This is a genomic window from Pantoea sp., from assembly GCF_028283705.1.
In the GTDB taxonomy this organism is placed as follows: Bacteria; Pseudomonadota; Gammaproteobacteria; order Enterobacterales; family Enterobacteriaceae; genus Pantoea.
Window position 1 is genome coordinate 663,896 of record NZ_JAPWKD010000011.1, and the last position, 23,867, is coordinate 687,762.

Sequence of the window (23,867 nt, forward strand, 5' to 3'; positions counted from 1 at the left end):
CTCTTTTCAGACAAGGCGTTTTTACTGCTTGATGCACAACCCAGTACGCCCTTGACAACTTCACCCGCAAAATGGTTGTATTATACAACCTTATTTCACGCCGAATGCTAACCATGACCGATCCCACCCTTATCCAGACGATCCGTGCTTCATCGCGCCTGATGGTGCGCGAGCTGGGATTTATGAACACCACCCTGGCGGCGACCGAATATTCTCCCTCGGCGGTGCATACCCTGCTGGAAGTTGCCAGCCATGACGGGATGACCGCCGCGCAGCTGGTGCAAATCCTCGGGCTGGAGAAGTCCAGCGTGAGCCGTATGCTGGGCAAATTGATCAAAGCAGGCGAATTAACCGAAGTGCCATCCACCCAGGATGCCCGGGTGAAGCAACTGGTGCTGACCGATCAGGGAAAAATCACGGTTGCCAGAATCAATGAATATGGCACCAGCCAGGTCATCACTGCGCTGGCGCATCTCACGGGGCAGCAGCAGCAGGCGGTTGCTCAGGGATTAGCGGCCTATGCCGGAGCATTAAAAGCGCGCCGCGATCAGGATGAAGTGGTGCCGGAAATCGCCATCACCACGGGTTATCAGCCCGGCTTGATTGGCCGGGTCGCGGAAATGCACGGTCGCTACTATGCGCAGCAGCATGGTTTTGGCCCGTTTTTTGAAGGCAAAGTGGCAACGGGTCTGGCGGAATTTGCCGGTCGGTTGGATGCGCCACGCAACCAAATCTGGGTCGCCAGCCAGCAGGGCCGTATTGTCGGCTCAGTTGCCATCGATGGTGAAGACCTGGGAAATAATCAGGCGCATCTGCGCTGGTTTATTCTCGACGATGGCTGCCGTGGGGCGGGTGTCGGCAGAAAATTACTGAGTGCCGCGATGGCATTTTGTGATGCGCAGGCATTCTCTGCGGTTCAGCTCTGGACATTCAGCGGATTGCACGCCGCCCGCCGTCTGTACGAATCTTTTGGTTTTACCCTGACACAGGAGTGGCAGGGCGACCAGTGGGGAAAATCCATGCTGGAACAGCAATTTACCCGCGTGACTAAATAACCGTTATCTGTTTTTGCGCCAGTAATCGCGCCATCGCGTCATCAAGCGGGTCATCAACGATCAACGTGCTGGCAAGCGACAAATCGCCAATCGCGAACGCCGAAGCGGAGTTCATTTTCTCTTTCGATACCATCACCACGGTCTCGGCAGCTCTGGCAGCCAGGGCGCGCTTCACGCCAGCCTCTTCATAATCCCCGGTGGTGAGGCCGGCGGTTTTATGCACGCCAGTCACGCCCATAAAAAACAGGTCGGCGTTGATACGTGCGATCGACTCCAGCATAGCCGCGCCAACTGTCACCACCGAATGGCGGAATAAGCGCCCGCCAATCATGATCACCTCAACGCGCGGGTAAGGTAACAGCCCCATGGCAATGCTCGGGCTATGTGTCACCACGGTAAAATCCACATCCTGCGGCAGCAGTTTGATCATTTCTTCTGTGGTGGTGCCACCATCGATAATCACCACCTGGCCGGGCTGAATCAGCTGCACGGCTTTCTGTGCAATCTGCTGTTTTGAGCCGATTTGCACGTTTTTGCGTGTTTCAAAAGGCGCAATGGCTGCCGATACCGGCAAGGCCCCACCATGCACACGCTGGAGTAATCCTTCCGCTGCTAACTCCCTTAAATCACGACGGATTGAGTCTTCAGAAACGCGGAAGCGCTGGCTCAGTTCGCTGGAAAGCACCTGCTTTTCGGCGGTCAGAATATCAAGGATTTGCTGTTTTCGCTGACTGGAGAGCATGCGTTTTTATTCCTGTTTTTTCTTGTATGTGCACGATTATGCATGATAGCGTGATTATTGTCACCTTCAGGAGAGTAAAACATGCAATCAACATCACCACGTGTGCGGCATATCCACGAACAATTGCTATCGAATAACTGGTACACGCTGAAAAAATACACCTTTGAATTTTTACGGGCTGATGGTAGCTGGCAGGAGCAAAGCCGCGAATCATACGATCGTGGTAATGGCGCGGTAGTGCTGTTATTTAATCGCGCAAAAAGCAGCGTGGTGCTAACGCGGCAGTTTCGTTTTCCGGTGTTTATCAATGGACACAACGGCTTTTTGATTGAAGCGGCGGCTGGCCTGCTCGACAACGCGTCACCCGAAGAACGCATCATTGCCGAAGCGCAGGAAGAAACCGGTTTTCGTATTCAGCGTATCGAAAAGGTGTTTGAAGCCTTTATGAGTCCGGGGTCAGTGACCGAGAAACTCTATTTCTTTCTCGCGGAGTATCAGGACAAGGATCGCAGTAGTTCGGGCGGTGGCCTGGCAGAAGAAGGGGAAGACATCGAAGTGCTGGAGTGGCCTTTAGCGCGCGCGCTCAGAGCGATTGAAAGCGGTGAAATTATGGATGCGAAAACGATCATGTTGCTGCAACACCTGGCATTGCGCCTCAATACGGAGATGAAATCATGCTGATTCTTATCGCGGGTCCGGTTCGTAGCGGTACGCAGGGCGATCAGGCGCTGATCCACGCAAACCTGCGCAAAATGGAACAGGTTGCGCTGGCGGTGTATCAGAAAGGCCATACGCCAGTGATTGGTGAATGGCTGGCGTTGCCATTGGCACGGGTGGCAGGTTCGGAAAAAATAGGTGATGAAATCAGTGAACAATTTCTCTATCCGGTGGCGCATCGTCTGATTCATTGCTGTGAGGCGATTCTGCGCCTGCCGGGTACATCGAAGGGCGCGGATAATGATGTGCAGGTGGGATTGGCCGCCGGTCTGACTATCTTCACCAGCGTTGATTCTATTCCGGTCATTGAGGATTGAATTTAGCAATACACAGGAAATAAACGGTTTCCTGTGTATTTTCTAATATCTTATCATTCAGCGGAATAGCGTTTGTAATAATCGAGAAAAATATGCAGAAGTCCCATCGCGCCATGTGCGTAAAAATAGACTTCAATAAAAGTAGTAAGAAATTTATGCCAGTGCAGGATGGAATGGGCGAAAGCAGAAGATGGACCCTGAATAGTATTCACGACAAACCATAATCCGCCCGAAACCGCCACGGCCAGTAAGGCGACTACGCCCAGTCCCTGGATGGTGGCGGCAATACCTCCCGGCAGCGCCTCTGGCAACTTCAACTTTGCCAGCGTGTTGAGATCCTGGCGTATGCCCCTGAAATCAGCCTTTGCCCATGCAAAATACCAGTTAAAGCCGCGTTGCGAGAACATCCACCACAGCAGAACAATCCCCAGCACGATCAACCCAAATCCGGATACGATATGCATCCAGGTGATGGTTGTCTCCAGCGAGTGACCTCCCAGCGCTTCTCGTCGGGTAAAATTAGAATTAATAATCTGTGCCAGAATCAACACTGCAACCAAAATATGTAATAGCCGGAACAACGGCGCATTTTCATGTGGCAAGCTACGCCAGATACTGACCTTCATGTTATTTACCTTCATTGCATCCTGGGTGGATAACATGAATTTTTTCAGAGGAAGATTAATCCAACCTTAACGCTAATTTTAATATTTATGCTGAGAAATACGCTGCAATTGCAACTGATAATATTTATCATCCAATTTTGAGGGTTTTAACTCAACTCAGGAGAAACTTTTTCTCTTCTTCAGTGCTAGATTCCTGTTGCGGGTTGGTTAAAATCAACCTTTAGTCACTGACAGGAGCGCTCCATGCTGGACATCACCCACTTTCCTCTTTTTCTCGCCTCAGTCTTTTTACTTTGCATAACCCCCGGCCCTGATCTGGCCTACGTGGTAGGCCAAAGCGTGGCGAATGGGCGACGTTCCGGAGTGATCTCGGCTGCAGGTGTGGCGTTAGGCAGTTGTACTCATGCGGTTGCCAGTGCCATTGGCCTCACGGCCTTGATTGCCGCCTCGCCGTTGCTATTTACGGTGATTAAATATATTGGTGCTGCCTACCTGCTATTTCTCGGCAGCAAAATGGTGTGGGGGACGTTTGTCAGCCGTAGCGCCGCACAACAGGCTGGTGAGGCTGCCGTCAAAATGCCTGTCAGTGCGCGTAGCCTGTTAACTCGTGGGCTGATTACCTCGGTGACCAATCCGAAGGTGTTGCTATTTTTCATCGCCTTCTTCCCACAATTTGTCGTGGTTGACGGCGATCACCATGCGCAATCTTTCCTGATCCTCGGCCTGACTTACGCCCTGGTGGGTTTAACCACTGATACCCTGTTTGCGTTGTTAGCCGGTGGTGCCGCCAGTGCAGTGGCGAAAAACGCCGCGATGCAAAAGTTACTGGATCGGGTGGTTGGCGTCACCTTTATTGGTCTTGGGATTCGTCTGGCCTTAACCCGTCGTGGTTAAACCTGATTGCAGAAGGAGCCTTTAATGGCAGCAAAGCACAATATCATCGGTATCGTCAGCGATGAGTTCGCTAATCCCAGCAGCGTAAAAATGCTGAATGAAGTGACGCGACAACTGAATGCGCGTGGATGTTTGTCATTGTTGCTCAACGTTAATTCGCGCGAACATTACCTGTCGTTACTCAGTAAGGCGACTGAACTGGGCGTTAACGGATTGATTTTCCTCACCTCCCTTTATCGCGAAGAGGCATCACCATTCCCGGCGATCTGGCTGAGTGGGGAGAACGCGCTCAGGGCGGATAACTATGATGCCGGTGCTGAGATTGGTCGTCTGCTGCTGGCGCAGGGGCATCAACGTTTTGGTGTTATGCACGGCGAAGATCCCGCAATCGAACCGCGTCAGATGCAGGGTTTTGTCGCGAGCTTAGCCGCTGCGGATAAAACCCTCGATCAGCGACTGATTGCCGGTAACAATGATCGTGAACTGGCTTATCAGGCGATGATGGCATACCTGAAAAAAACGCGTGCTGCTGAACGTATCAATGCGCTGTTCTGCGAAAATGACGTGCTGGCTTTCGGTGTCATGCAGGCAGTGCGCGATTTTGGTCAGGGTGTGCACATTGGCGTGGTGGGTTTTGATGATGTCGACGAGGCTCGCTCTCCGACCTGGCATTTGACCAGCTGGGCGCAGCGTGGTGATTTGCTGGTGGCTGAGGCGTTAAATCGCTTGCTGGATAACAAGGCAGATGACAGCGCGGCGTGGCAGCAGGGCGAATTGCAGGTGCGTCATTCGCATCATGGCAAACATGTGCACGGTGAGATGTCAAAGTGCGGCTGTGCCAACCGCCATTGATAACGATTGCGCGATAAATCGCGCCGCTACAAAACCCCCATCGGTCCGTAGCGGCGCGATTCACCGCGCTCTTTTGACCTTACTCATCAAATCGCATCAATCATCCCGCCATCCACCCGCATGATGGTGCCAGTAATATAGCTGGCTTGTTGACTGGCAAGAAACGCCGCAGTGGCACCGTATTCTTCGGGTGCACCATAACGGCCCGCTGGAATGCCCTGACGGCTTTTCTCCGCTACGGCGTCCGCGGTACTGTTTTCACGTTTCGCCTTGATGGCATCCAGCTGGCTGACGCGATCGGTAGCGATACGTCCCGGCACCAGCACGTTAACCGTTACACCATCCGCCGCCACTTCACGGGCCAGGGTTTTTGACCAGCCGAGTAAACTCATACGCAGGGCATTGGACAGCGCCAGATTAGGGATCGGGGCAATCACACCAGACGAAGTCGAGGTGATAATACGACCCCAACCGCGCTGGCGCATGGCGGGCAGCACTTTGTCTGTCAGCTGAATCAGTGAGGAAACCATCAGGGAAAACTGCTGCTGCCAGATACCGGCATCAGTGCCCTGAGCAGTGGCAGGAGGCGGGCCACCCGAGTTGTTGATCAGAATATCAATATCGCCCCAATGCTGGTGGATATCGTTCAATACATCATCAAACTTTTCGGGCGCAGCCAGGTCGAGCTGCCAGGTCTGCGCGGTGCCGCCTTGCTGCTGGATCAGTGCCACCGTTTCTGCCAGCTTTTCCAGGTTGCGGCCGGTCACCGCGACTTTTACCCCTTCCTGCGCCAGAGACAGCGCCATCGCCCGGCCTAAACCACTTCCCGCACCACACACCAGCGCGACCCGTTGTTGTATTTGCAAATCCATAAACCACTCCTGATTGTATTTTCAGGATCATGATGTGCAAAATTGATGCCGATTATTTACGTGGCCGCTTAATATTTACCTGGTCATAGGCAAATTGCAGATGTTGCTGCATCAGGCTGGCGGCCAGTTCCTGCTTGTTTTCCCGTAACGCATCAATGATCGCCACATGTTCTTCACACCATTCTTTGACGCGACGCTTGTTGTGATAACTGCCGAATTCCATCAGGCGGCGTAAGCGGTTTTGCTGCTGAATCGCCTGCAACACAAACAGATTGCCGCTGGCTTCCGCCAGTAGCTCATGAAAGGAGGCGTCGGTTTCGAAGATGTCCTTCGCCGGGACTTGGGTGATATCCGGGTGAGTAATCAGCCACAGATGCTGTGCACGCAGCCGTTTGAGTAACTGGCGATCGACATGTAAATGCGGCGTCAGCAGGGCGGCGGGTTCAATCATCAGGCGGAAACCGTAACTGTTGCGCAAAGCCACATCCGAGTTCAGCGTTTGCAGGAAGCGCCAGCCATGCCCGGCATTACGTGCAATCAGGCCATCTTCCGACAGCTTCACCAGGGTGCGCGTCAGTATCCCGCGGTCCACCTCATAGCGCTGCACAATTTCGGTCTGGGTGAAGGACTCGGGCAGCGTACCGGCAATACGATCGCGGACCAGCAATTCATACAAATTCTGATCATTACTTTTGGGTTGTTCGATACTCAGTTGTTGCAGTTCATCGGCGCTCTTTAACAGAAAGAAACCCTGATTGGGCCGGGCTTCCACCGCACCGAGGCGGGTCAGTTCTTTTAATCCGGCACGTACCGGCGTGCGTGAAACGCCCAGCGCATCGGCAAGATGTTGTTCACGTAAATGATGACCTGGATCGAATCTTGCTTCATATATCAGGTCAAGGATTTGCCGGGCTATCCGGCGACTGCTCGCAGTTGAGTCAGGCTGCATGGAGAACGTTCCCTGAAAGTGTATTGTTGTGGTCTGAATATACAATAACACGGGAAAAGTTTTGCAGCGAAATAAAGCAGGAACTGCACGATAAGCGTGCAAGTGCACCAGGAAGGGACGTGTTTTTGTCATCATGATTGTATTTGTTGATTCATAAAATCCAAAATATTAACCAGGAGACGACTATGTCCAGCTCGTATTTCACTAAAGGCCGCATGCGCGGATTGATGTTCACACTGGCGCTGCTGCCACTTGCCAGCCATGCCGCAGGGGAAAGTGTTACCCCCGGCAAACTGACTTATGGCACCGCCGCCACCTTTATGCCGTTCGAATTTGTCAAAGACGGCAAACTCACTGGCTTTGATATCGACCTGATCACGGCACTGAGTAAAGAACTCAAACTCACGCCTGCGCCGATGGCGATGGAGTTCAAAGGACTGATCCCGGCCTTACAGGGCAATCGCCTCGACATCATCAACTCAGCGATGTACGTCAACCCGACCCGCGCCACCCAGGTGGATTTTGTGCCTTACCTGAAGATCGGCAGCCGCGTGGTGGTGCGTAAAGGTAATTCGGCGGGCATCACCGGTCGTGATATGTCGCTGTGTGGCAAAACCATCGCCGTCACTCTGGGTGGCATTGAAGAGAGTCAGGCGCGGGTGGACAACAAAAATTGCGTGGCCGCCAGCAAAGCCGCCATCAACGTGCTGACCTTCCCGGCGGCCACTGACTCTGCGGTTGCCGTTGCTCAGGGCCGCGCTGATGCAGAATTCCTCTCTACGCCGGGCACCCTGGCGCTGTTCAGCGAGAAACCCGGCATGTTCGAAGCGGTAGGTCCGGAATTTGAAGCCGATACCCATATCGCCTTTGCCGTGCGTAAAGGGGATGCCGAAACCAAAGCACAGCTGGAGAAGGGCCTGCAAAGCCTGGTGAAAGATGGCACCTACAAGCAACTGATTGAGAAATGGAACTTCCCGGATTCCGTTGCCATTTTTTAATGCGTTTCAAGCCGTTAACCGGAGATAGCTATGTCGATTGATTTAATGTGGCAGTACTTCCTTTCCCCTGAGTTTTTGCAGGGTGCGTGGATGACACTGCTCATCACCCTTTGCTCACTGTTGTGTGGCGTGGTGCTGGGTCTGGTACTGGCCCTGCTACAGGAGGCTCCTTTCCGCGCCGGAAAGGCCCTGGCCTTTTTCTACCTGTGGCTGTTTCGTGGCACGCCAGTGCTATTCCAGATCATCTTTGTCTACAACGTGCTGCCAGGCTTCGGCTTACGCTTCTCCGCGTTTACCTGTGCAGTGCTGGCGCTTTCGCTCAATGAAGGTGCGTATATGGCTGAGATACTGCGTTCCGGTCTCCAGGCAGTGAAAAGCGGGCAACGTACCGCCGGTATGGCGCTGGGTATGAGCAACGCGCAGATCATGCGCAAGATCGTGTTACCGCAGGCGGCACGCATTGTACTGCCACCGATGGGTAACCAGATGATCAGCATGCTGAAATCGAGTGCGCTGGTGTCGGTGATTGCGGTGCAGGAGCTGCTGCTGGTGGCGAATCAGGCGGCCAGCGCCAGTTTCCGCTACTTCGAAGCGCTGTGCGCTGCCGGTATCTACTATCTGCTGCTAACCACGCTGTTCATGATTTTCCAGTCATGGCTGGAGCGCACCCTCGACCCGAAACAGCGCCGCCGCAAAAGTCAGAAAGCACAATCCCATGAAATGAAACTGCCTAAACCTGCTCGGGAGGTGTCATGAACCAGGAACGTAAACCGCTGCTGGAAATGATCGGCATCGATAAAACCTTTGGTCGTCAGACCGTACTGAAAAACTGCTCGCTGAGCGTGAATCGCGGTGAAACCGTGGTGCTGATTGGCCCGTCCGGTTCGGGTAAATCGACGCTGCTGCGTTGCGTCAATTTGCTGTCCCCGGCTGACAGCGGCGATGTTTTTTTTGCCCGGCAAAACATCAGCCGTGGCGAAGTTCCGCCGCATCAGCTGCGCCAGCGTATTGGCATGGTGTTTCAGAACTACGAATTGTTTTCCCATCTCACCGCTGCGGAAAACATCATGCTGGCCCCGATGACGGTGCTGGGCATCAACCGCATTGAGGCGCGCAAACAGGCCGAAATGCTGCTGGCAAAGGTGCGTATCAATGAACGCGCCGACCACTTCCCGGATGAGCTTTCCGGCGGCCAGCAGCAGCGTGTGGCGATTGCCCGCGCGCTGGCGATGAAACCCGAACTGATGTTGTACGACGAACCGACCTCGGCGCTGGATCCGGAAATGATCCGTGAAGTGCTGGATGTGATGGCGGAGCTGAGTGCCGAAGGCATGACCAGCATGGTCGTAACCCATGAAATGGGTTTTGCCCGCCGCGCTGCCAATCAAATCCTGTTTATGGAAGAGGGCGAAATTCTCGAACGCGCCAGCGCCCAGGACTTTTTTACCGGCCAGGTCAGCGAACGCGCCAAACGTTTCCTCGACCAGATCTTACATTAATAGCGGAGTACCTATGAGTAGTTACCAGGCAGACAGTGTGCGCATGAAGCGGGATCTTACCGCACTGGTCGCCATCAATACCGAAAACCCGCCCGGTCACGAACGTGAGGCCGCCGAGTGCGTAGCAGGCTGGCTGCGCGAAGCGGGTTTTGACCTCTCGTTCAGCGAGTATGCGCCAGGGCGCACCAACGTGATCGCGCTGCTGAAAAACGGCGACGGCCCCTGTTTTGCCTTTAATACCCACCTCGACACCGTCCCGGCCGGGACCGGTTGGTCGAGCGATCCCTTTACCCTGACCGAGCGTGAAGGGCGTTTATACGGTCGTGGTGCCTGTGATGCCAAAGGCCCGCTGGTGGCGATGGTGGAAGCGCTGCGCATGCTGGCGGCGACCCGTCACAGCTGGTCCGGCACGCTAATGGGCGTGTTCACGGCGGATGAAGAAGTGGCGAGTGAAGGGGCGAAGTTTTATGTGCGCGATCAGCCGCCGGCCATCGACTTTGCAGTGATTGGCGAACCGACCTCCAACGCCACCTTCTCGGCCCATAAGGGCAGCCTGCGTCCGCGTGTGCGGGTGAAAGGCGTGACGGCGCATTCCGGTACGCCGGAGTTGGGTATCAACGCGATTTACCAGTCGGCGAAACTGCTCGGGTTGATCGAGGAGGCCCATCATCAGCAGGTGCGCTGCCGCTGCCACGCGCTGGTGGGTAACGCCAGTTTAACCGTCACCCGTATCCACGGCGGGCACGCCGATAACGTGGTGCCGGATAACTGCGAACTGCTGCTGGATCGCCGCATGGTGCCGGGCGAAGACGAAGCAGAGGTGAAAGCGGAGCTGCAACAGCTGCTCGATCACGCCAGAGAACAATCCGGTGTTGAGGCGGAAATCATCGCCTGGCAACCGACCACCGGTGGCGCAACCGAAACTGACAGCAATGAAGCCATTGTGCAGCACAGCCTGGCGGCCTGCCGTCGGCATGGTCAGCCGGAACCCGGCCCGTTTGGTTTCCAGGGCGGCTGTGATTTGGTGCATTTCCGTACCCTCGGTGCCAAAGGTGTGGTGGTCGGCCCCGGCGCGCTGGCGGTGGCGCATAAGCCGGACGAGTTTGTCCCGGTAGAGGAGTTTATCGCTGCGGCTTACATCTATCTCGATATCGCGCTGGCGATGCTGCCTGCGGAGGCCCACGCGTGAAGGCGCAACTGTGGCACGGCGATCTGCATTACGCCGGGGTGACGCTGCATACCGCGGCATCCGGCGCGGTACATGCGCTCGATACCCTGTGGCTCCAGCTGGAAGATCAGGGTGTGCAGGGCATCGGTGAAGTGCGGCTTAACATTGCTTATCTGCATGGCTACAGCGAACAGCAGGTGCTGAACAATCTGCTGGCGACGCTGGCACAGTGGGACTGGCAGGCCGATGCGCACAGCATGCTGGCTGCCGTGCACGCCGAGGATAGCCCGCTGCTGGCTCCGTCACGCATGGTGCTGGATATGGCGCTGCATGACCTGCTGGCACGTCAGCAGGGCGTCAGCCTGGCAGCCTGGCTGGGTGCACCGACAGCGGCATTGGGTTTCGCCACCAACCAGACGCTGTTCTGGGGCAGCGAAGCGCAACTGCTGGCCCAGGCGAAAGGGTATGTCGGGCGCGGTTTCACCCAGCTGAAACTGCGCACCGGCGTGGCGGATTTCGCCACCGATCTGGCGCGTTTACAGGCGTTGCGCGACGCCTTCGGCGACCAGATCTCACTGGCGATCGACGTTAACGGCCAGTGGTCGCTGGCGCAGGCCCACCAGGTGCTGCCGCAATTGCGTGAACTTCAGCTGAGTTATATCGAGCAGCCGCTGGCCGTCGCTGATGACCGGCATCTGGCGGAGCTGTACCCGTATGCCATCCCGATCATGCTCGACGAAAGCCTTAACAGCAACGCGGCCATCGATCGCCTGATCGCGGCCGAAGGGGCGCTGTGGGGCCATCTCAAGCTGGTCAAATTGGGTGGACTGGCACCGACGCTGGCGGCGGCGCGCCGTCTGCAAAACGCGGCGGTTCCTTTCATGATTGGTCAGATGAATGAAGGCCATGCGGCGACGGCAGCGGCGTTGCAGCTGTGCCGCGTGCTGCAACCGGCGTTCGCCGAACTTTATGGCGCTGATGGTTTAACTGATGACCCGGTCAGCGGTCTCGCTTATGCCCACGGCCAGGTCGCCGTGAACGATTCTCCCGGCCTGGGTGTGCAGTTTTCTGCCGCCGACGCCACTTTCCTTCAGGAGTTTAGTGATGCAACAGCTTAATAATGTAGTCCAGGGCAGTGAGTCCGCCTTCAGCGCGGACGAGTATGCACTGCGTATGCAGCGCACCCGTGAGCGTCTTAGCGCCGCCGGTGTCGATGTGATGATCGTCACCGGGCCGGAAAATATCTTCTGGCTCACCGGTCAGCAAACCCCCGGTTATTACACCTTCCAGGCGCTGCTGCTGCCGGTAGAAGGGGACCCGGTGTTTGTGATTCGCCAGCTGGAATACTTCAACTTTATCGCCAACACCTTTATTTCTGACGCCGCCATCTATCAGGATGGCGATAACCCGGTGGATTTTCTTGTCGGCATGTTGCAACAGCGTGGCTGGCTGAATAAGCGCATCGGGCTGGACAAACGCGGCTGGTTCCTGCCGATTGCTGTCTACGAACTGCTGCAAAGCAAACTCGGTACCATCGCCGACACCGCTGGCGTGATCGAACCGCTGCGTGCGGTGAAGTCTGCGGCAGAAGTGGAAAAAATCGCCACCGCGGCACGTTATGTTGATGCGGGTATGCGTGCCGGTATGGCAGCAATTCGCAGCGGCAGCGATGAAAACGCGCTGGTTTCCGCGATGATGGGTGCCGCCATCGCGGCCGGTTCTGAATATGTCGGGATGGAGCCGCTGGTGTCCACCGGACCGCGTAGTGGTGTGCCGCACGGCACCTGGCGTCGTCGCGTGATGCAGGATAACGAGCCAGTATTTCTCGAAATGGCTGCTGCGCATGATCGCTACCACGCTGCGCTGATGCGTTCGGCGTGGATTGGTCGCCCACCGGCGATTGCGCTGGAAATGGAAAAAGTGTGCCAGGAAGCGTTGCAGGCGGCACTGGATGCCATCCGTCCGGGTGCCACCTGTGCCGAGCCGCATATCGCCTGCCAAAAAGTGATCGATCGCGCCGGTTTCACCGAACATTTCAAAAAACGCACCGGTTATTCCATCGGTGTCTCTTTCGCACCGGACTGGGGCGAAGGCGGCATTCTCAGCCTGTACAGCGGTGTTACCACCGAATTGCAGCCAGGCATGACTTTCCATATTCCACCGGCGCTGCGCATTTACGGCGAATTCACCGTCGGCGTCAGTGAAACCGTGGTGGTCACGGAAACCGGTTATCGCCAGCTTGGCAGTCTCTCTCGTCCATTAACTTTGCTGTAAGGAATTTCCATGAAAGATATCAACGAATGCCGTGAACGCCTGCGTGGCATTTTCAACATCACCGTCACGCCGTTTGCGGCTGACGGCGCTATCGACTTCGCTGCCCTGCGGGAAAACATTGAGCGCGTCATTGGTCTTGGTTATGACGGCATTCTGATTGGCGGGACGTATGGCGAGTTTCCGGTGATGTCACTGGCCGAGCGCCGTGAATTGTTCTATCAGGTGATGGATTGTGTGCAGGACCGTATCCCGGTGATGCTGTGCAGCGCCAGCTCAGACCCGCGTGATGCGCGTGAACTGACTATTCTGGCGGGCGATTTGGGTGGTTTACCGATGGTCACTGCACCGTACGTCAGCGAAATCACCGACGCGCAAATCCTGTCTTATTTCAAAGAGATGGCACCGTTATCTAAAACCGGCATCCTGGTCTACAACGCACCGGGCATTGGTATCACGCTGTCGCCTGCCTTGCTTGAGCAACTGGCGGATGTCACGGGTGTGGTGGGGATCAAACAGGGGGATCTTAACCCGACCGCCATCGACCAGATCGCCAACCGCCTGCGTGGACGTCTGCGTCTGTTCTGCGCCTCGGACCTCGCGTTCTTAGGCCCGATGATGGCTGGCTTTGACGGTATCAGCACCACCAACAGCGGGGCGCTGCCGGAGCTGGTGTTGGCGACATTCCGCGCGGTGGAAAAAGGCGATGCGGGCACGGCTCGCGATCTTCATCAGCTGTGGTACGACTACCGTGCCCTGGCGCGTCAGCACGGTCAGCCGCAGTTGGTGAAAGCGGCAATGGCGTTGCGTGGCTTCAACGGTGGTCGCGTACGTGCGCCGCTGCTGGATATTTCTGCCGAAGCCCAGACAGCGCTGACCAGCGTGATGCACAAACTGGCCAGCGATGCGCGTACCGGCGTTACCCTCGCTGAGTAAGCGCCGCCTGTAGAAACGCGGTGATCAGCGGGTGCGGGGCATCCGGACGCGATGCCAGTTCGGGATGGCCCTGCACCCCTTGCCAGAACAGATGATCGGGCAAGGTTATACCCTCAACGATATCGTCGGTCTGCGCGTTGACCTGCACGCCACTGGCGCTGAGTTGAGCAAATAACTGCGGATTAAAGCGATAACGATGGTTGTAATGCATGGCACCGTCATGAAATGGCAGCACCCCGCAACGGTGATGACCATCGACGAAGGCGACAAAGCTGTGCAGGGCCGCATCGGGGGCGACCTCCGCCAGAATCGCCTGTTCGCACGCTGGCTGCTGGCGCACGGCAGCCGTAGCCATGCTCTGCATCCCGAGACACAGCCCGAGGGTGGGGAGTGGGCGGGTCACTGTGGCTTGCGCGACGCGGATTTGTCCCTGTACCGCCGCCATTGATGATCCACCCGGCAGCAACACGCCATGCAGCCCCTTCAGTTCATCCAGGCTGGCGGAGAGCGAGGCGGGTGGCAGGAAGTGGATGTCGAGCGTCAGATGCAATGCGGATGCAGCATCACCCAGCGCCGCCAGCGTGGCCGGATAAGCCTGACGATGGTCAGCTTCGCGACCAATCAGGCCAATACGCAGCGTGCTGGCAGGTTCAGCGGCTGGTGCGGCAGACCAGCGACCATAGTGGTCGGTATGCAGGGTGAGCAGCGGCTGAGTGTCATCGCGCAGTACCAGCGTCTGGCCGCTGTCGTGGCTGAACAGCCGGGTGCCAGGCAGATCAACAATTTCTGTGGCACGCGTGGTGTGTAAGACGATCACTGCGCCAGCGTTCGGTAGCGAGTCGGCGCTGCTGACTTCCTGTTGCAGCGTATCGCTGCGATACAGGCCGCTGGTGACGCAATAACCGGCGGGAATAACGTGTTGATGGCTATCGGGCACATCGCCGCTAAAGCTGGGGCGCAGGCTCCATAACGGCAACCCGAGTTGATTAGCCCACAGGCTGGCGGTGACACCGTAACGGGCCGGTAAGGGTGAATCATCGAGAATGAATATCAGTGACACGGCAATTTTCCTGCTGATGTTGGATGAATAATTGTATTAGTTGAATCATCAGATACAAAAGAGGATTTATGAATAACAGTCAAACGGCCCGGCGCATGCAGCGGGTACGACCTTCGCCAACCGCGACCATTTCTGACCAGGTACGTGCACTGGAAGCAGCAGGCAAAGCGGTGATCAATCTGGGCGAGGGCGAGCTGGATTTTGCCACCCCGGCGTCAATCAGCTATGCCGGTATCGAAGCCATTGTGCAGCAGCAAACCAAGTACACCGCCGTGGCGGGTACCGCAGCATTGAAGGCGGCAATTGCCGGTAAATTTGCCCGTGATAATCAGTTGCAGTTCGCGCCAGATGAAATCATCGCCGGTAGCGGAGCGAAGCAGCTGATTTTTAATGCGCTGCTGGCGACGGTCGATGCAGGCCAGCAGGTGATCATTCCCGCCCCTTACTGGGTGTCTTACCCGGACATGGTCACGCTGGCGGAAGGTGAGCCGGTGATTGTTCCCTGCGCTGAAGCGGACGGCTGGAAGCTACAACCGGCGCAGCTGGCGGCGGCCCTGATGTCGGAAACGCGCTGGGTGATCCTCAATTCGCCGGGCAATCCAACCGGTGCGATTTATAGCGCCCAGGAGCTGCGGGCGCTGGCAGATGTGCTGTCCGATCATCCGCATGTGCTGATTATGGCCGATGATATCTATGAACCGCTGCGTTATGACCAGACGCCGTTCGCGACCTTTGCCGAAGTGGCACCCCAACTGGCACATCGCACCCTGACGGTGAACGGCGTGTCAAAAAGCCATGCCATGACCGGCTGGCGTCTGGGCTATGCGGCGGGACCGCGCTGGCTGATTGCGGCGATGCAGGTGCTGCAATCGCAAAGCACCTCCAATGCCAGCAGCATCGCCCAGGCGGCGGCGGTGGCAGCGTTGAATCAACCGGCTGATTTTCTGGTGGGCTGGCTGGCAAAACTGGAACAGCGTCGTAACCAGGTGCTGGCGATGATCGCGGCCACCGACGGACTGAGTGCCAGTGCCCCACAAGGCGCATTTTATGTGTTTGCCAATTGCCAGGGGTTGATGGGTCGCCGTACGCCGGGCGGAGAGGTGATCAGCGATGATAAGGAGCTGGCCTCCTGGCTGCTGGCGGAAGCCCAGGTGGCGGTGTTGCATGGTTCGGCGTTTGGGACGCCGGGCTATCTGCGTATCGCCTATGCGGTGGACGATGCGCTGCTGGAAACGGCGTGCCAGCGATTGCTGACCGCATGCGCAAAACTGCGTTAGCGCCAGGTTTTTGGCTTTGCGCGATAAATCGCGCCGCTACAAATGTGGCGGTAGCGGCGTGATTTATCACGCGTTTCAGAAACACTCCCGGTACCACTTTGATTACAACATACTACAACATCGACTAACAAAAACCGGCCACAGCGTCGCTGTATATCTGCTATTTAAGCGAGGCAGTAAATAAATTTTGTCCTGAATAAATACCGCACTGAAATTATCCACAAGTTGAATGATGTTTAATTTAATTGTGATGCTTTGCACACATCGAGAATAATAAACGCAGAAAGCACAACCGCGTGCAGGGGAGTTATTAAGCTTAGAGGCGCAGAGTATGATCCTATGCTCAACGGCGACATTTAAAAATTAATACTTTCTGAAAGGTGCTCACATGTCTGAAAACCGCGGAGTGGTATACATAGGTAATGGCAAAGTTGAAGTCCAGTCGATTGATTATCCGAAAATGCACGATCCCAGGGGCAAGAAAATAGAACACGGAGTGATCCTCAAAGTACTCTCCACTAATATATGCGGATCCGACCAGCATATGGTGCGCGGGCGTACCACCGCCCAGGTTGGGTTAGTGCTGGGGCATGAAATCACCGGGGAGGTGATCGAAAAAGGTCGCGATGTGGAACGCTTTGAGATCGGTGATGTGGTCTCAGTGCCGTTCAACGTCGCCTGCGGGCGCTGTCGTTCCTGTAAAGAACAACACACCGGCGTCTGTCTGACGGTAAACCCGGCGCGTGCCGGTGGGGCCTATGGTTATGTGGACATGGGGGATTGGGTGGGGGGGCAGGCTGAATATGTACTGGTGCCCTATGCCGATTTCAACTTACTCAAGCTGCCGGATCGCGAGCAGGCACTGGAGAAAATCAAAGACTTAACCTGCCTTTCCGATATCCTGCCCACCGGCTTCCACGGGGCGGTGACGGCGGGGGTAGGACCAGGTAGCACCGTCTATGTGGCGGGTGCGGGTCCGGTCGGCATGGCGGCCGCTGCTTCTGCACGCCTGTTGGGTGCGGCGGTGGTGATCGTTGGTGATATGAATGGCGCACGCATCAAACATGCGGCAGAACAGGGTTTCGAAGTGGTTGATTTAAGTCAGGATACACCGCTGCATGAGCAGATTGCTGCCATCCTCGGTGAGCCGGAAGTGGATTGCGCCATCGACGCCGTGGGCTTTGAAGCCCGTGGGCATGGTCACGAAGGGGCGCAGCATGAAGCACCGGCAACTGTTCTCAATGCGCTGATGCAGGTGACGCGAGTCGCAGGCAAAATCGGTATTCCCGGCCTGTATGTCACAGAAGATCCTGGCGCTGTCGATAAGGCAGCAAAAATGGGCAGCCTGAGCATTCGTCTGGGACTGGGCTGGGCCAAATCACACGCCTTCCACACCGGGCAGGCACCGGTGATAAAATATAATCGCCAGCTGATGCAGGCCATTCTGTGGGATCGTATTCCGATTGCCAAAATTGTTGGGGTTGAAGTGATTTCACTGGAAGATGCGCCGCGCGGCTACAGTGAATTTGATTCTGGCGTACCGAAGAAATTCGTTATTGATCCGCATTTCTCTTTCTCGAAACCCTGACCAGATAACCTATATTTTGTGTGGTAATTGCATCAGATAAATTCTAAAAAAACTGCGCCAGCATTAACAAGAGAAATAAGGTGCCGGCGCATCTTTCATTAAGGTGAAATATTTAAAATATCTGACAAACCATTATTCACCATCGGTTGAACGTGTCAGGTTTTCCCAGCGTTTAATATCCTCATTAAAGGTGGTTAATTTATCCTGTACCAGTGCCAGGGCATCACTGCCTAACAACAGATGCGCCGGAGGGTTGGTGCTGCCGATGATCTCCAGCATCGCCACAGCGGCTTTTTGTGGGTCACCCAGTTGCTTACCACTTTTTTCCACGCGCGCCTGGCGGATGGGATTAAACAGCGCGTCGTAATCGGCAATGCTTCTTTCACTGCGCACCATCGAACGACCTGCCCAGTCGGTACGGAACGATCCCGGTGCCACGGCAGTGACGAAGATACCAAAAGGCTGCACTTCTTTGCCCAGCGCTTCGGAAATCCCCTCCAGCGCGAACTTGCTGCCGCAATAATAAGTGATACCCGGCATGGTGATAAAACCGCCCATCGAGGTGATGTTGATGATGTGGCCGCGCCGGCGCTGGCGCATAAACGGTAGCACCGCCTTGATCATAGCGACAGCGCCAAATACGTTGACATCAAACTGACGACGCATCTCCTCCAGGGAAGATTCTTCCATCACCCCTTCATGGCCGTAACCGGCATTGTTGACCAGCACATCAATCGGACCCACTTCCTCTTCCAGTGCAGCAACGGTGCTGTTGATGGCGCTGAAATCAGTCACGTCCAGCAGGCAGGCGGTGGCGAAACCAGGTTTAAGCGCTTCAAATGCCTCTCCGGCGGCCTGATTACGCACGGTGCCGATCACCCGATGACCCTGGTTTAATGCCTGCTGCGCTAAAGCACGGCCAAAGCCGCTGCTGACACCGGTGATGAATAACGTTTTGGTTGATGACATAAGATAGGCTCCTGCTAACAAGTGAGAATGCATAATATTCTTCATTCTTTCTTGTGCTGAGGCCGTATCTTCTGGTTTTATTGCCTAATCTTATGAGTGGGTGATTTTATGAGTGAGCAGATTCAGACCAGCATGGTGGCATTGCTTCGCGCACTGGCACCGGAGGAGGGCTATAACCTGACCGCACTGGAGCAGGTGCGTATCCTGCGATCCGACCGTCCTCTGACACGCACGCCGGTGCTGTACGATCCCGGTATCGTGATTGTCTGCCAGGGGTGTAAGCGCGGTTATTTGGGCGATCGGGTTTATGTCTATGATGCCCAGCATTACCTTGCGGTTTCAGTGCCGGTGCCCTTTGTGATGGAAACCGATGCCAGCCCGGAGCAACCCTTGCTGGCTATTTATCTCCATCTGGATTTCGCCGTCGCGGCGGAGTTGTTGCTGCAACTCGAACAGCAGGGCGGTGCCGAACCGATACCGGCACCGCAAAGCATGATGTCCAGCCCGATGGATGCGGTGATGCAAGGTTCTGTGCTGCGTTTTCTGCAAGCGCTGCATCATCCGCGTGATGCGGCCATTCTCGGGCCAGCCCTGATGCGTGAATTGTATTACCGGGTGCTGACCGGCGCGCAGGGCACTGTAATGCGTTCGGCGCTGACGCAGCAGGGACAGTTTGGCAAAATTGGCAAAGCGCTGCGCCAGATCCATGCCACCTATGCACAGGCGCTGACACTGGCGCAGCTGGCGGCAGAAGCGGGGATGAGCGTGCCCACCTTTCACAGCCATTTTAAAACCATCACCGGTACTGCACCGATGCAATATGTGAAATCAGTACGATTGCATCAGGCGCGGATGTTGATGGTGCGACAGGAGATGACCGCTGCCGCTGCCAGCTTTGCGGTGGGTTATGAAAGCCCGTCGCAGTTTAACCGCGAATTCAAACGCCTGTTTGGCCTGCCACCGGCGGAGGAGAGCCGCAGAATGCAACAGCATTTCGCCGTGCCGCCAGAGCATCGCGACGCGGCATTTGTTTCTTCGCATTGATTACGTGATTGATAAAACGTTAAATCGTAGGGTCGCCATTGATGGCGGCCTGAGATGTCATCCACGCCTCAATCAATTGCCCGTATAAATTCTCTGCCTCTTCCAGCCGTGACAGCAGGCAATATTCATCAGTCTGATGCGCCATCGTTGGTTCACCCGGCCCGAGAATGACGCACGGTGGTGAACCCAGTGCCGGTAGCAGCAGCGACGCATCGGTAAAGTAGGGCACAATCCGCGCAGTCAATGGCTCGGCGTGTAGAGGCTGACATAGCTGAAACACCTGTTGCATCCAGCGATGTTCTTCTGCGCTCAGCACCGCAGGCAAATCGACCAGCGTGGTGATGAACACTCTTTCCCCGAGGGCAGTTGAGAGGCGCTGGCGGATTTCGCCATGTTGCAGATTTGGCGCGGTGCGGATATCGACATCAAAGGTGGTGCGATCGGGCACCGAGTTGATGTTTAACCCACCCTGAATGCGTCCCACGTTCAGCGTGGGTTGCTTCATCAGCGGATGTGACGCGCCAGGCGAGAAGTGCTGGATCTTCCCCAGCGCCTCCGCCGCCAGATAGATAGCGTTAATACCCAGATGCGGCATGGCACCGTGCGCGGTTTTCCCGCGGGTTTCGCAGCGTAACCACAACGCCCCTTTGTGCCCAATCACCGGATAGTTAGCCGTCGGTTCGCCGACGATTAACGCGCCCGGCTGAGGCAACGCGGTGTCACCGATCAGAGCCCGTGCGCCATCGCAGCCGGTTTCTTCACCGCCGGTGAGGTACAGCACCACGCCGCAACCCGCCATGATTGCGGGTTGATGATGCTGGCAGGCGGTGACAAAGGCAGCAATCGCCGCTTTCATATCGCTGCTGCCGCGTCCATAGAGGCGACCATCAATAATATCCGCACCGAAAGGGTCATATTGCCAGTCAGCCACGCCCAGCGGCACCGTATCCAGATGTCCGGTAAAACCCAGCGGCTTGCCGTTAGTCTTGCCCGGTAACATGGCAATCAAATTGGTTCGCCGTTCACCAAAACTATGCTGCTGCACCTGGAAACCCACATCGCTGAGGTAATCTGCCAGCCACGCCATGCATGCAGCTTCGTCACCGGGGGGATTGATGGTGTTAAAACGCAGCAATTGCTGCGTCAGATCGCGTAACGCGCTCATGCGGGTGATCCGGTCAGCCAGTCGAGGCAATTGAGCCACAGCTGGCGAAATCCGGGCCATTGCGCAAATTCCGGTGGCAGCCAGTGCGCAGACATATCACTGGTCCACACCAGCGTGCGTCCCTGCTGATATTCGCGGATTGCCAGCAACGGGTGCGTTGTACCGGTGACGGTCGCCAGCAGCTGCCCTTCGGGTTGCATTTCGACTTCGTTATAGCCCAGTAGCCACGGCATCTCCGCAGGCAGATTTTCCAGAATGCCATGCGTCTGGGTTTGCTCCAGGTAACAGCCTTCAGGGCGCTCAATCCGGTCATCCCAGGCGAGGCACCGTACGGGCAGCGTTTGTTCAACCGCCGTGTTGCGGTAGCGTGCGCCGCCATTGATGCCCTGGAAACTGTAGTAACCGCCAATCATCATCAGCGCCCCCCCCTGAGCAACATAATCATGCAGTAACGTCAGGCGGTTAGCGGTGCGCTGGCTTTTCAGCCAGGTAGCGGGATGCAGCAGCAGGGTGTTAGCACCAATATCCGACAGAATGATCACATCCCATTCCTGTAATGCAGCCAGCGTCAGCGGGAACTGTTCAGGGGCTTCGTGTACCGGCATATGGGTGACCTGATACGCGCTGTCCTGCAACGCCGCGAGGAAATCCACCGCACCGTTGTGCCAGGTGGCGGTCGCGAATTGATCAAAGCCTTTGATATGTGTTGAGGTGCTGGTCCAGGATTCACCCACCAGCAGAACCTTTTTCGTCATGATTTTCTCCATTACGCGCCAAATACCCGCTGTGGGTTGGCGATCATCAACGTTTCTAACTGTTCACCGCTGACACCGTGGCGGCGCAGGCGCGGTACGAAATTTTTTAGGATGTGGCCGTAGCCGTGGCCGCCGTAACGCGTCAGCATGGTTTTGAGGAACACGTCCTGCGACAGCAAAATCTGCTGGAGATAGCCGTCATCGATCAGTGCACAAATCGCGTTAGCATTCTCTTCATCGGAGGGGGACTGTGCCTGTTCATCGGCGTAGTAGTAGCTCATGCCGATCATGTCGTATTCGAGATACGCACCGCGATCGGCCAGTTCTCGCTGATAACTTTTATCCGCATGGCTGGGGTTCATATGGCACAACACGGTATGCCGCAAATCAGCACCTTCCTGGGCCAGAATATCCAGCACCTTGTGGCCAAGACGTTCCCAGCCAGGAAGATGAACCTCAATCGGCACCCCGGTGGCCGCACTGGCGCGTCCCGCCGCCCGCAGTGACTTCTCTTCATCGGCGGTGAAACGACTGGATACGCCAATCTCGCCAATCAGCCCGGCCAGCACCTCAGGTTTTTCCGCCAGTCCACCGAGGTCATAAATCAGTTTTTCCGTCAGCTGTTCCACGCTGGTGGTTTTTACCCACTCCGGGTGCGACGGTTGCAGATACAAACCGGTGCCCATGATGATGTTCAGGCCGGTGAGACGGGCGATACGTTGCAATGCTTTAGGGTCGCGGCCAATACCGATATTGGTGGGATCAACCACCGTTTCCCCACCGAGGGCGCGGTACTTCATCAACTCTTCAATCGCCACATCGACGTCAAACAGCTGGCAGTTATCACGGCTCATCAGCGGATTGAGCGACAATTCACCGAGATTTTCGATGCGTACCGGCATCTCGGCGATATGGCGCTCGCTACAACAGCAGGGCGGTACCCATTTGCCTGAGGCATCCAGCAAAATGTGTTCATGCATCAGCGTGACACCCATCTGGTCCAGCGGCAGCGGGCCGAGGACCGTCATCACATAACCGCTTTGCACGCCAAGCGGCAGCGGTTCGGGATGACGAAAAAGTGAACCTTTCATCAGCTATCCTTTGGCAGAGGCGCGTGCCGGGTTGAGAATGCGTGTGTTGATCCAGATGGCGAGCAGGATGATCGCGCCGGTGGCGATTTGCGTGTAGAACGGTGAAATATGCGACAGAATCAACCCGTTCTGGATAATGGCGATGGAAAGCGCACCCAATAACGTACCGATCACCGTGCCAAAACCGCCGAACAGGCTGGTGCTGCCGAGCACCACGGCAGCGATAACCTGCAACTCAAACCCTTCGCCCTGATTAGAGGAACCGCTGCCGAGACGGGCGGTGATGATCATGCCTGCCAGCGCGGCTGCCATGCCGCTGATAATGTAAACGCGCATCACCACCGCTTTGGTATTGATACCGCTACGGCGGGCACCTTCGGCGTTGGCACCGATGGCAGTGACATAGCGACCAAAACGCATATGGTTAAGCACCACATGTCCGACAATCAGCGCCACAATGCCGATCAGGGCGGGCATCGGGATACCCATCACCCAGGCGCGGCCCATAAAGGTAAACGGGCTATCGGCGGGGACCGGGATCGAGTAGCCCTGGGTGATCAACAGCGCCACGCCCCGCACCACCGCCAGGGTGGCGAGGGTGACGATAAACGCCGGAATCCCCTCGTAAGCGATAAAGAAACCGTTAATCGCGCCGACTAACGCGCCCATTGCCAGGCCGCCAATCAGTACGCAGTACCAGGGCCAGCCCCAGCTGTTGAGGGCAATGGCGGACAACGCGCCTACCAGCGCCAGCGTCGATCCTACCGAGAGATCAATGCCACCGGTGGTGATCACCAGCGTCATCGCCGTCGCCACAATCAGCAGCGGTGCGCTTTGGCGAATAATGTTGAGCCAGTTAGGCGTGGTGAGAAAGTTGCTGGTGATCAGTGAAAACACCACACAGCAGAAGACAAAAAACAGCGCAATGCTGACCACGCCAGAATGGTTATGTAGCAGGCGTCTGGGCAGCGAATGCTGGATCATGCGTGTACCGGAGAGGTTAACCATACTCATACTCGTTC

Annotated in this window: 25 protein-coding genes; 15 read left to right on the top strand and 10 right to left on the bottom strand. The window is 56.1% G+C overall.

Annotated features, from left to right (window positions below; genetic code table 11):
* Positions 1 to 113 precede the first annotated feature (113 nt).
* Positions 114 to 1,055, top strand: coding sequence for a helix-turn-helix domain-containing GNAT family N-acetyltransferase (locus tag PW844_RS10020; protein ID WP_299450868.1), 942 nt, complete (start codon positions 114 to 116; stop codon positions 1,053 to 1,055).
* On the opposite strand, the gene PW844_RS10025 is transcribed toward PW844_RS10020, so the two are convergent.
* Positions 1,048 to 1,797 (bottom strand): DeoR/GlpR family DNA-binding transcription regulator, encoded by a 750-nt coding sequence (locus PW844_RS10025; protein WP_299450870.1) that lies wholly within the window; start codon positions 1,795 to 1,797, stop codon positions 1,048 to 1,050. The two genes, PW844_RS10020 and PW844_RS10025, sit on opposite strands and share 8 nt — an antisense overlap.
* Before the next feature lie 81 nt (positions 1,798 to 1,878).
* Between PW844_RS10025 and PW844_RS10030 the strand changes: the two genes are divergently transcribed.
* Both PW844_RS10030 and PW844_RS10035 read left to right on the top strand, forming a co-directional pair.
* Positions 1,879 to 2,478, top strand: a complete 600-nt coding sequence (locus PW844_RS10030) for an NUDIX domain-containing protein (protein ID WP_299450873.1) — start codon at positions 1,879 to 1,881, stop codon at positions 2,476 to 2,478.
* On the top strand, positions 2,472 to 2,831 hold the full coding sequence (locus tag PW844_RS10035; protein ID WP_299450876.1) for an NUDIX hydrolase: 360 nt from the start codon (positions 2,472 to 2,474) through the stop codon (positions 2,829 to 2,831). The genes PW844_RS10030 and PW844_RS10035 overlap by 7 nt, the downstream gene beginning before the upstream one ends.
* A gap of 53 nt (positions 2,832 to 2,884) precedes the next feature.
* On the opposite strand, the gene PW844_RS10040 is transcribed toward PW844_RS10035, so the two are convergent.
* Positions 2,885 to 3,457 (bottom strand): cytochrome b/b6 domain-containing protein, encoded by a 573-nt coding sequence (locus tag PW844_RS10040; protein ID WP_299451134.1) that lies wholly within the window; start codon positions 3,455 to 3,457, stop codon positions 2,885 to 2,887.
* Positions 3,458 to 3,700: 243 nt separating this feature from the next.
* Between PW844_RS10040 and PW844_RS10045 the strand changes: the two genes are divergently transcribed.
* Complete coding sequence (locus tag PW844_RS10045; RefSeq protein WP_299450879.1) at positions 3,701 to 4,351, top strand: LysE family translocator; 651 nt, start codon at positions 3,701 to 3,703, stop codon at positions 4,349 to 4,351.
* Between the two features lie 24 nt (positions 4,352 to 4,375).
* Entirely contained in the window at positions 4,376 to 5,203 is an 828-nt protein-coding gene (locus PW844_RS10050) for a substrate-binding domain-containing protein (RefSeq protein WP_299450881.1), read from the top strand.
* 86 nt (positions 5,204 to 5,289) lie between these two features.
* On the opposite strand, the gene PW844_RS10055 is transcribed toward PW844_RS10050, so the two are convergent.
* Together PW844_RS10055 and PW844_RS10060 are read right to left on the bottom strand one after the other, a co-directional pair.
* The gene (locus PW844_RS10055; RefSeq protein ID WP_299450883.1) at positions 5,290 to 6,075 is read right to left on the bottom strand and encodes an SDR family oxidoreductase; all 786 of its coding nucleotides are present in this window, start codon (positions 6,073 to 6,075) and stop codon (positions 5,290 to 5,292) included.
* Between the two features lie 52 nt (positions 6,076 to 6,127).
* Positions 6,128 to 7,024: a GntR family transcriptional regulator gene (locus PW844_RS10060; RefSeq protein WP_084880868.1), complete on the bottom strand. Its 897-nt coding sequence runs from the start codon at positions 7,022 to 7,024 to the stop codon at positions 6,128 to 6,130.
* A 185-nt stretch (positions 7,025 to 7,209) separates the two neighbouring features.
* On the opposite strand from PW844_RS10060, the gene PW844_RS10065 reads away from it, so the two are divergent.
* From PW844_RS10065 to PW844_RS10095, 7 genes are read left to right on the top strand one after another with little or no spacing between them, the layout of a single operon-like run.
* Complete coding sequence (locus PW844_RS10065) at positions 7,210 to 8,022, top strand: ABC transporter substrate-binding protein (RefSeq protein WP_299450886.1); 813 nt, start codon at positions 7,210 to 7,212, stop codon at positions 8,020 to 8,022.
* A gap of 30 nt (positions 8,023 to 8,052) precedes the next feature.
* Positions 8,053 to 8,778, top strand: coding sequence for an amino acid ABC transporter permease (locus PW844_RS10070; RefSeq protein ID WP_299450888.1), 726 nt, complete (start codon positions 8,053 to 8,055; stop codon positions 8,776 to 8,778).
* A complete protein-coding gene (locus PW844_RS10075; RefSeq protein ID WP_299450890.1) occupies positions 8,775 to 9,521 on the top strand; it encodes an amino acid ABC transporter ATP-binding protein in 747 nt (248 codons plus the stop codon). Before PW844_RS10070 ends, PW844_RS10075 begins: the two co-directional genes overlap by 4 nt.
* Before the next feature lie 13 nt (positions 9,522 to 9,534).
* Positions 9,535 to 10,710, top strand: coding sequence for a M20 family metallopeptidase (locus tag PW844_RS10080; RefSeq protein WP_299450891.1), 1,176 nt, complete (start codon positions 9,535 to 9,537; stop codon positions 10,708 to 10,710).
* Complete coding sequence (locus PW844_RS10085; protein WP_299450894.1) at positions 10,707 to 11,807, top strand: mandelate racemase/muconate lactonizing enzyme family protein; 1,101 nt, start codon at positions 10,707 to 10,709, stop codon at positions 11,805 to 11,807. The genes PW844_RS10080 and PW844_RS10085 overlap by 4 nt, the downstream gene beginning before the upstream one ends.
* Complete coding sequence (locus PW844_RS10090) at positions 11,794 to 12,963, top strand: Xaa-Pro peptidase family protein (protein WP_299450896.1); 1,170 nt, start codon at positions 11,794 to 11,796, stop codon at positions 12,961 to 12,963. The genes PW844_RS10085 and PW844_RS10090 overlap by 14 nt, the downstream gene beginning before the upstream one ends.
* A gap of 9 nt (positions 12,964 to 12,972) precedes the next feature.
* On the top strand, positions 12,973 to 13,896 hold the full coding sequence (locus PW844_RS10095; protein ID WP_299450898.1) for a dihydrodipicolinate synthase family protein: 924 nt from the start codon (positions 12,973 to 12,975) through the stop codon (positions 13,894 to 13,896).
* Here the strand turns inward: PW844_RS10095 and PW844_RS10100 are convergent.
* Complete coding sequence (locus PW844_RS10100) at positions 13,880 to 14,956, bottom strand: CTP synthase (protein WP_299450900.1); 1,077 nt, start codon at positions 14,954 to 14,956, stop codon at positions 13,880 to 13,882. The genes PW844_RS10095 and PW844_RS10100 overlap by 17 nt on opposite strands.
* Positions 14,957 to 15,024: 68 nt before the next feature.
* Here PW844_RS10100 and PW844_RS10105 point away from each other — a divergent pair, with 68 nt between their 5' ends.
* Together PW844_RS10105 and fdhA are read left to right on the top strand one after the other, a co-directional pair.
* Complete coding sequence (locus PW844_RS10105) at positions 15,025 to 16,233, top strand: pyridoxal phosphate-dependent aminotransferase (protein ID WP_299450902.1); 1,209 nt, start codon at positions 15,025 to 15,027, stop codon at positions 16,231 to 16,233.
* A gap of 388 nt (positions 16,234 to 16,621) precedes the next feature.
* Positions 16,622 to 17,821 (top strand): formaldehyde dehydrogenase, glutathione-independent, encoded by a 1,200-nt coding sequence (fdhA, locus tag PW844_RS10110; RefSeq protein WP_299450904.1) that lies wholly within the window; start codon positions 16,622 to 16,624, stop codon positions 17,819 to 17,821.
* A gap of 132 nt (positions 17,822 to 17,953) precedes the next feature.
* Here fdhA and PW844_RS10115 read toward each other — a convergent pair whose 3' ends face one another.
* Positions 17,954 to 18,790 carry an oxidoreductase gene (locus PW844_RS10115; RefSeq protein ID WP_299450906.1) on the bottom strand — a complete coding sequence of 279 codons (837 nt, stop codon included), beginning with the start codon at positions 18,788 to 18,790 and terminating at the stop codon, positions 17,954 to 17,956.
* Between the two features lie 108 nt (positions 18,791 to 18,898).
* On the opposite strand from PW844_RS10115, the gene PW844_RS10120 reads away from it, so the two are divergent.
* Positions 18,899 to 19,834: an AraC family transcriptional regulator gene (locus tag PW844_RS10120; protein WP_299450908.1), complete on the top strand. Its 936-nt coding sequence runs from the start codon at positions 18,899 to 18,901 to the stop codon at positions 19,832 to 19,834.
* Between the two features lie 19 nt (positions 19,835 to 19,853).
* On the opposite strand, the gene PW844_RS10125 is transcribed toward PW844_RS10120, so the two are convergent.
* From PW844_RS10125 to PW844_RS10140, 4 genes are read right to left on the bottom strand one after another with little or no spacing between them, the layout of a single operon-like run.
* Positions 19,854 to 20,999: a M20 family metallopeptidase gene (locus PW844_RS10125; protein ID WP_299450910.1), complete on the bottom strand. Its 1,146-nt coding sequence runs from the start codon at positions 20,997 to 20,999 to the stop codon at positions 19,854 to 19,856.
* Positions 20,996 to 21,754: a glutamine amidotransferase gene (locus PW844_RS10130; protein ID WP_299450912.1), complete on the bottom strand. Its 759-nt coding sequence runs from the start codon at positions 21,752 to 21,754 to the stop codon at positions 20,996 to 20,998. The genes PW844_RS10125 and PW844_RS10130 overlap by 4 nt, the downstream gene beginning before the upstream one ends.
* 11 nt (positions 21,755 to 21,765) lie before the next feature.
* Positions 21,766 to 22,845 (bottom strand): phosphotriesterase, encoded by a 1,080-nt coding sequence (locus PW844_RS10135; RefSeq protein WP_299450914.1) that lies wholly within the window; start codon positions 22,843 to 22,845, stop codon positions 21,766 to 21,768.
* A 3-nt stretch (positions 22,846 to 22,848) separates the two neighbouring features.
* A complete protein-coding gene (locus PW844_RS10140; RefSeq protein WP_299450917.1) occupies positions 22,849 to 23,859 on the bottom strand; it encodes an ABC transporter permease in 1,011 nt (336 codons plus the stop codon).
* Positions 23,860 to 23,867 lie beyond the last annotated feature (8 nt).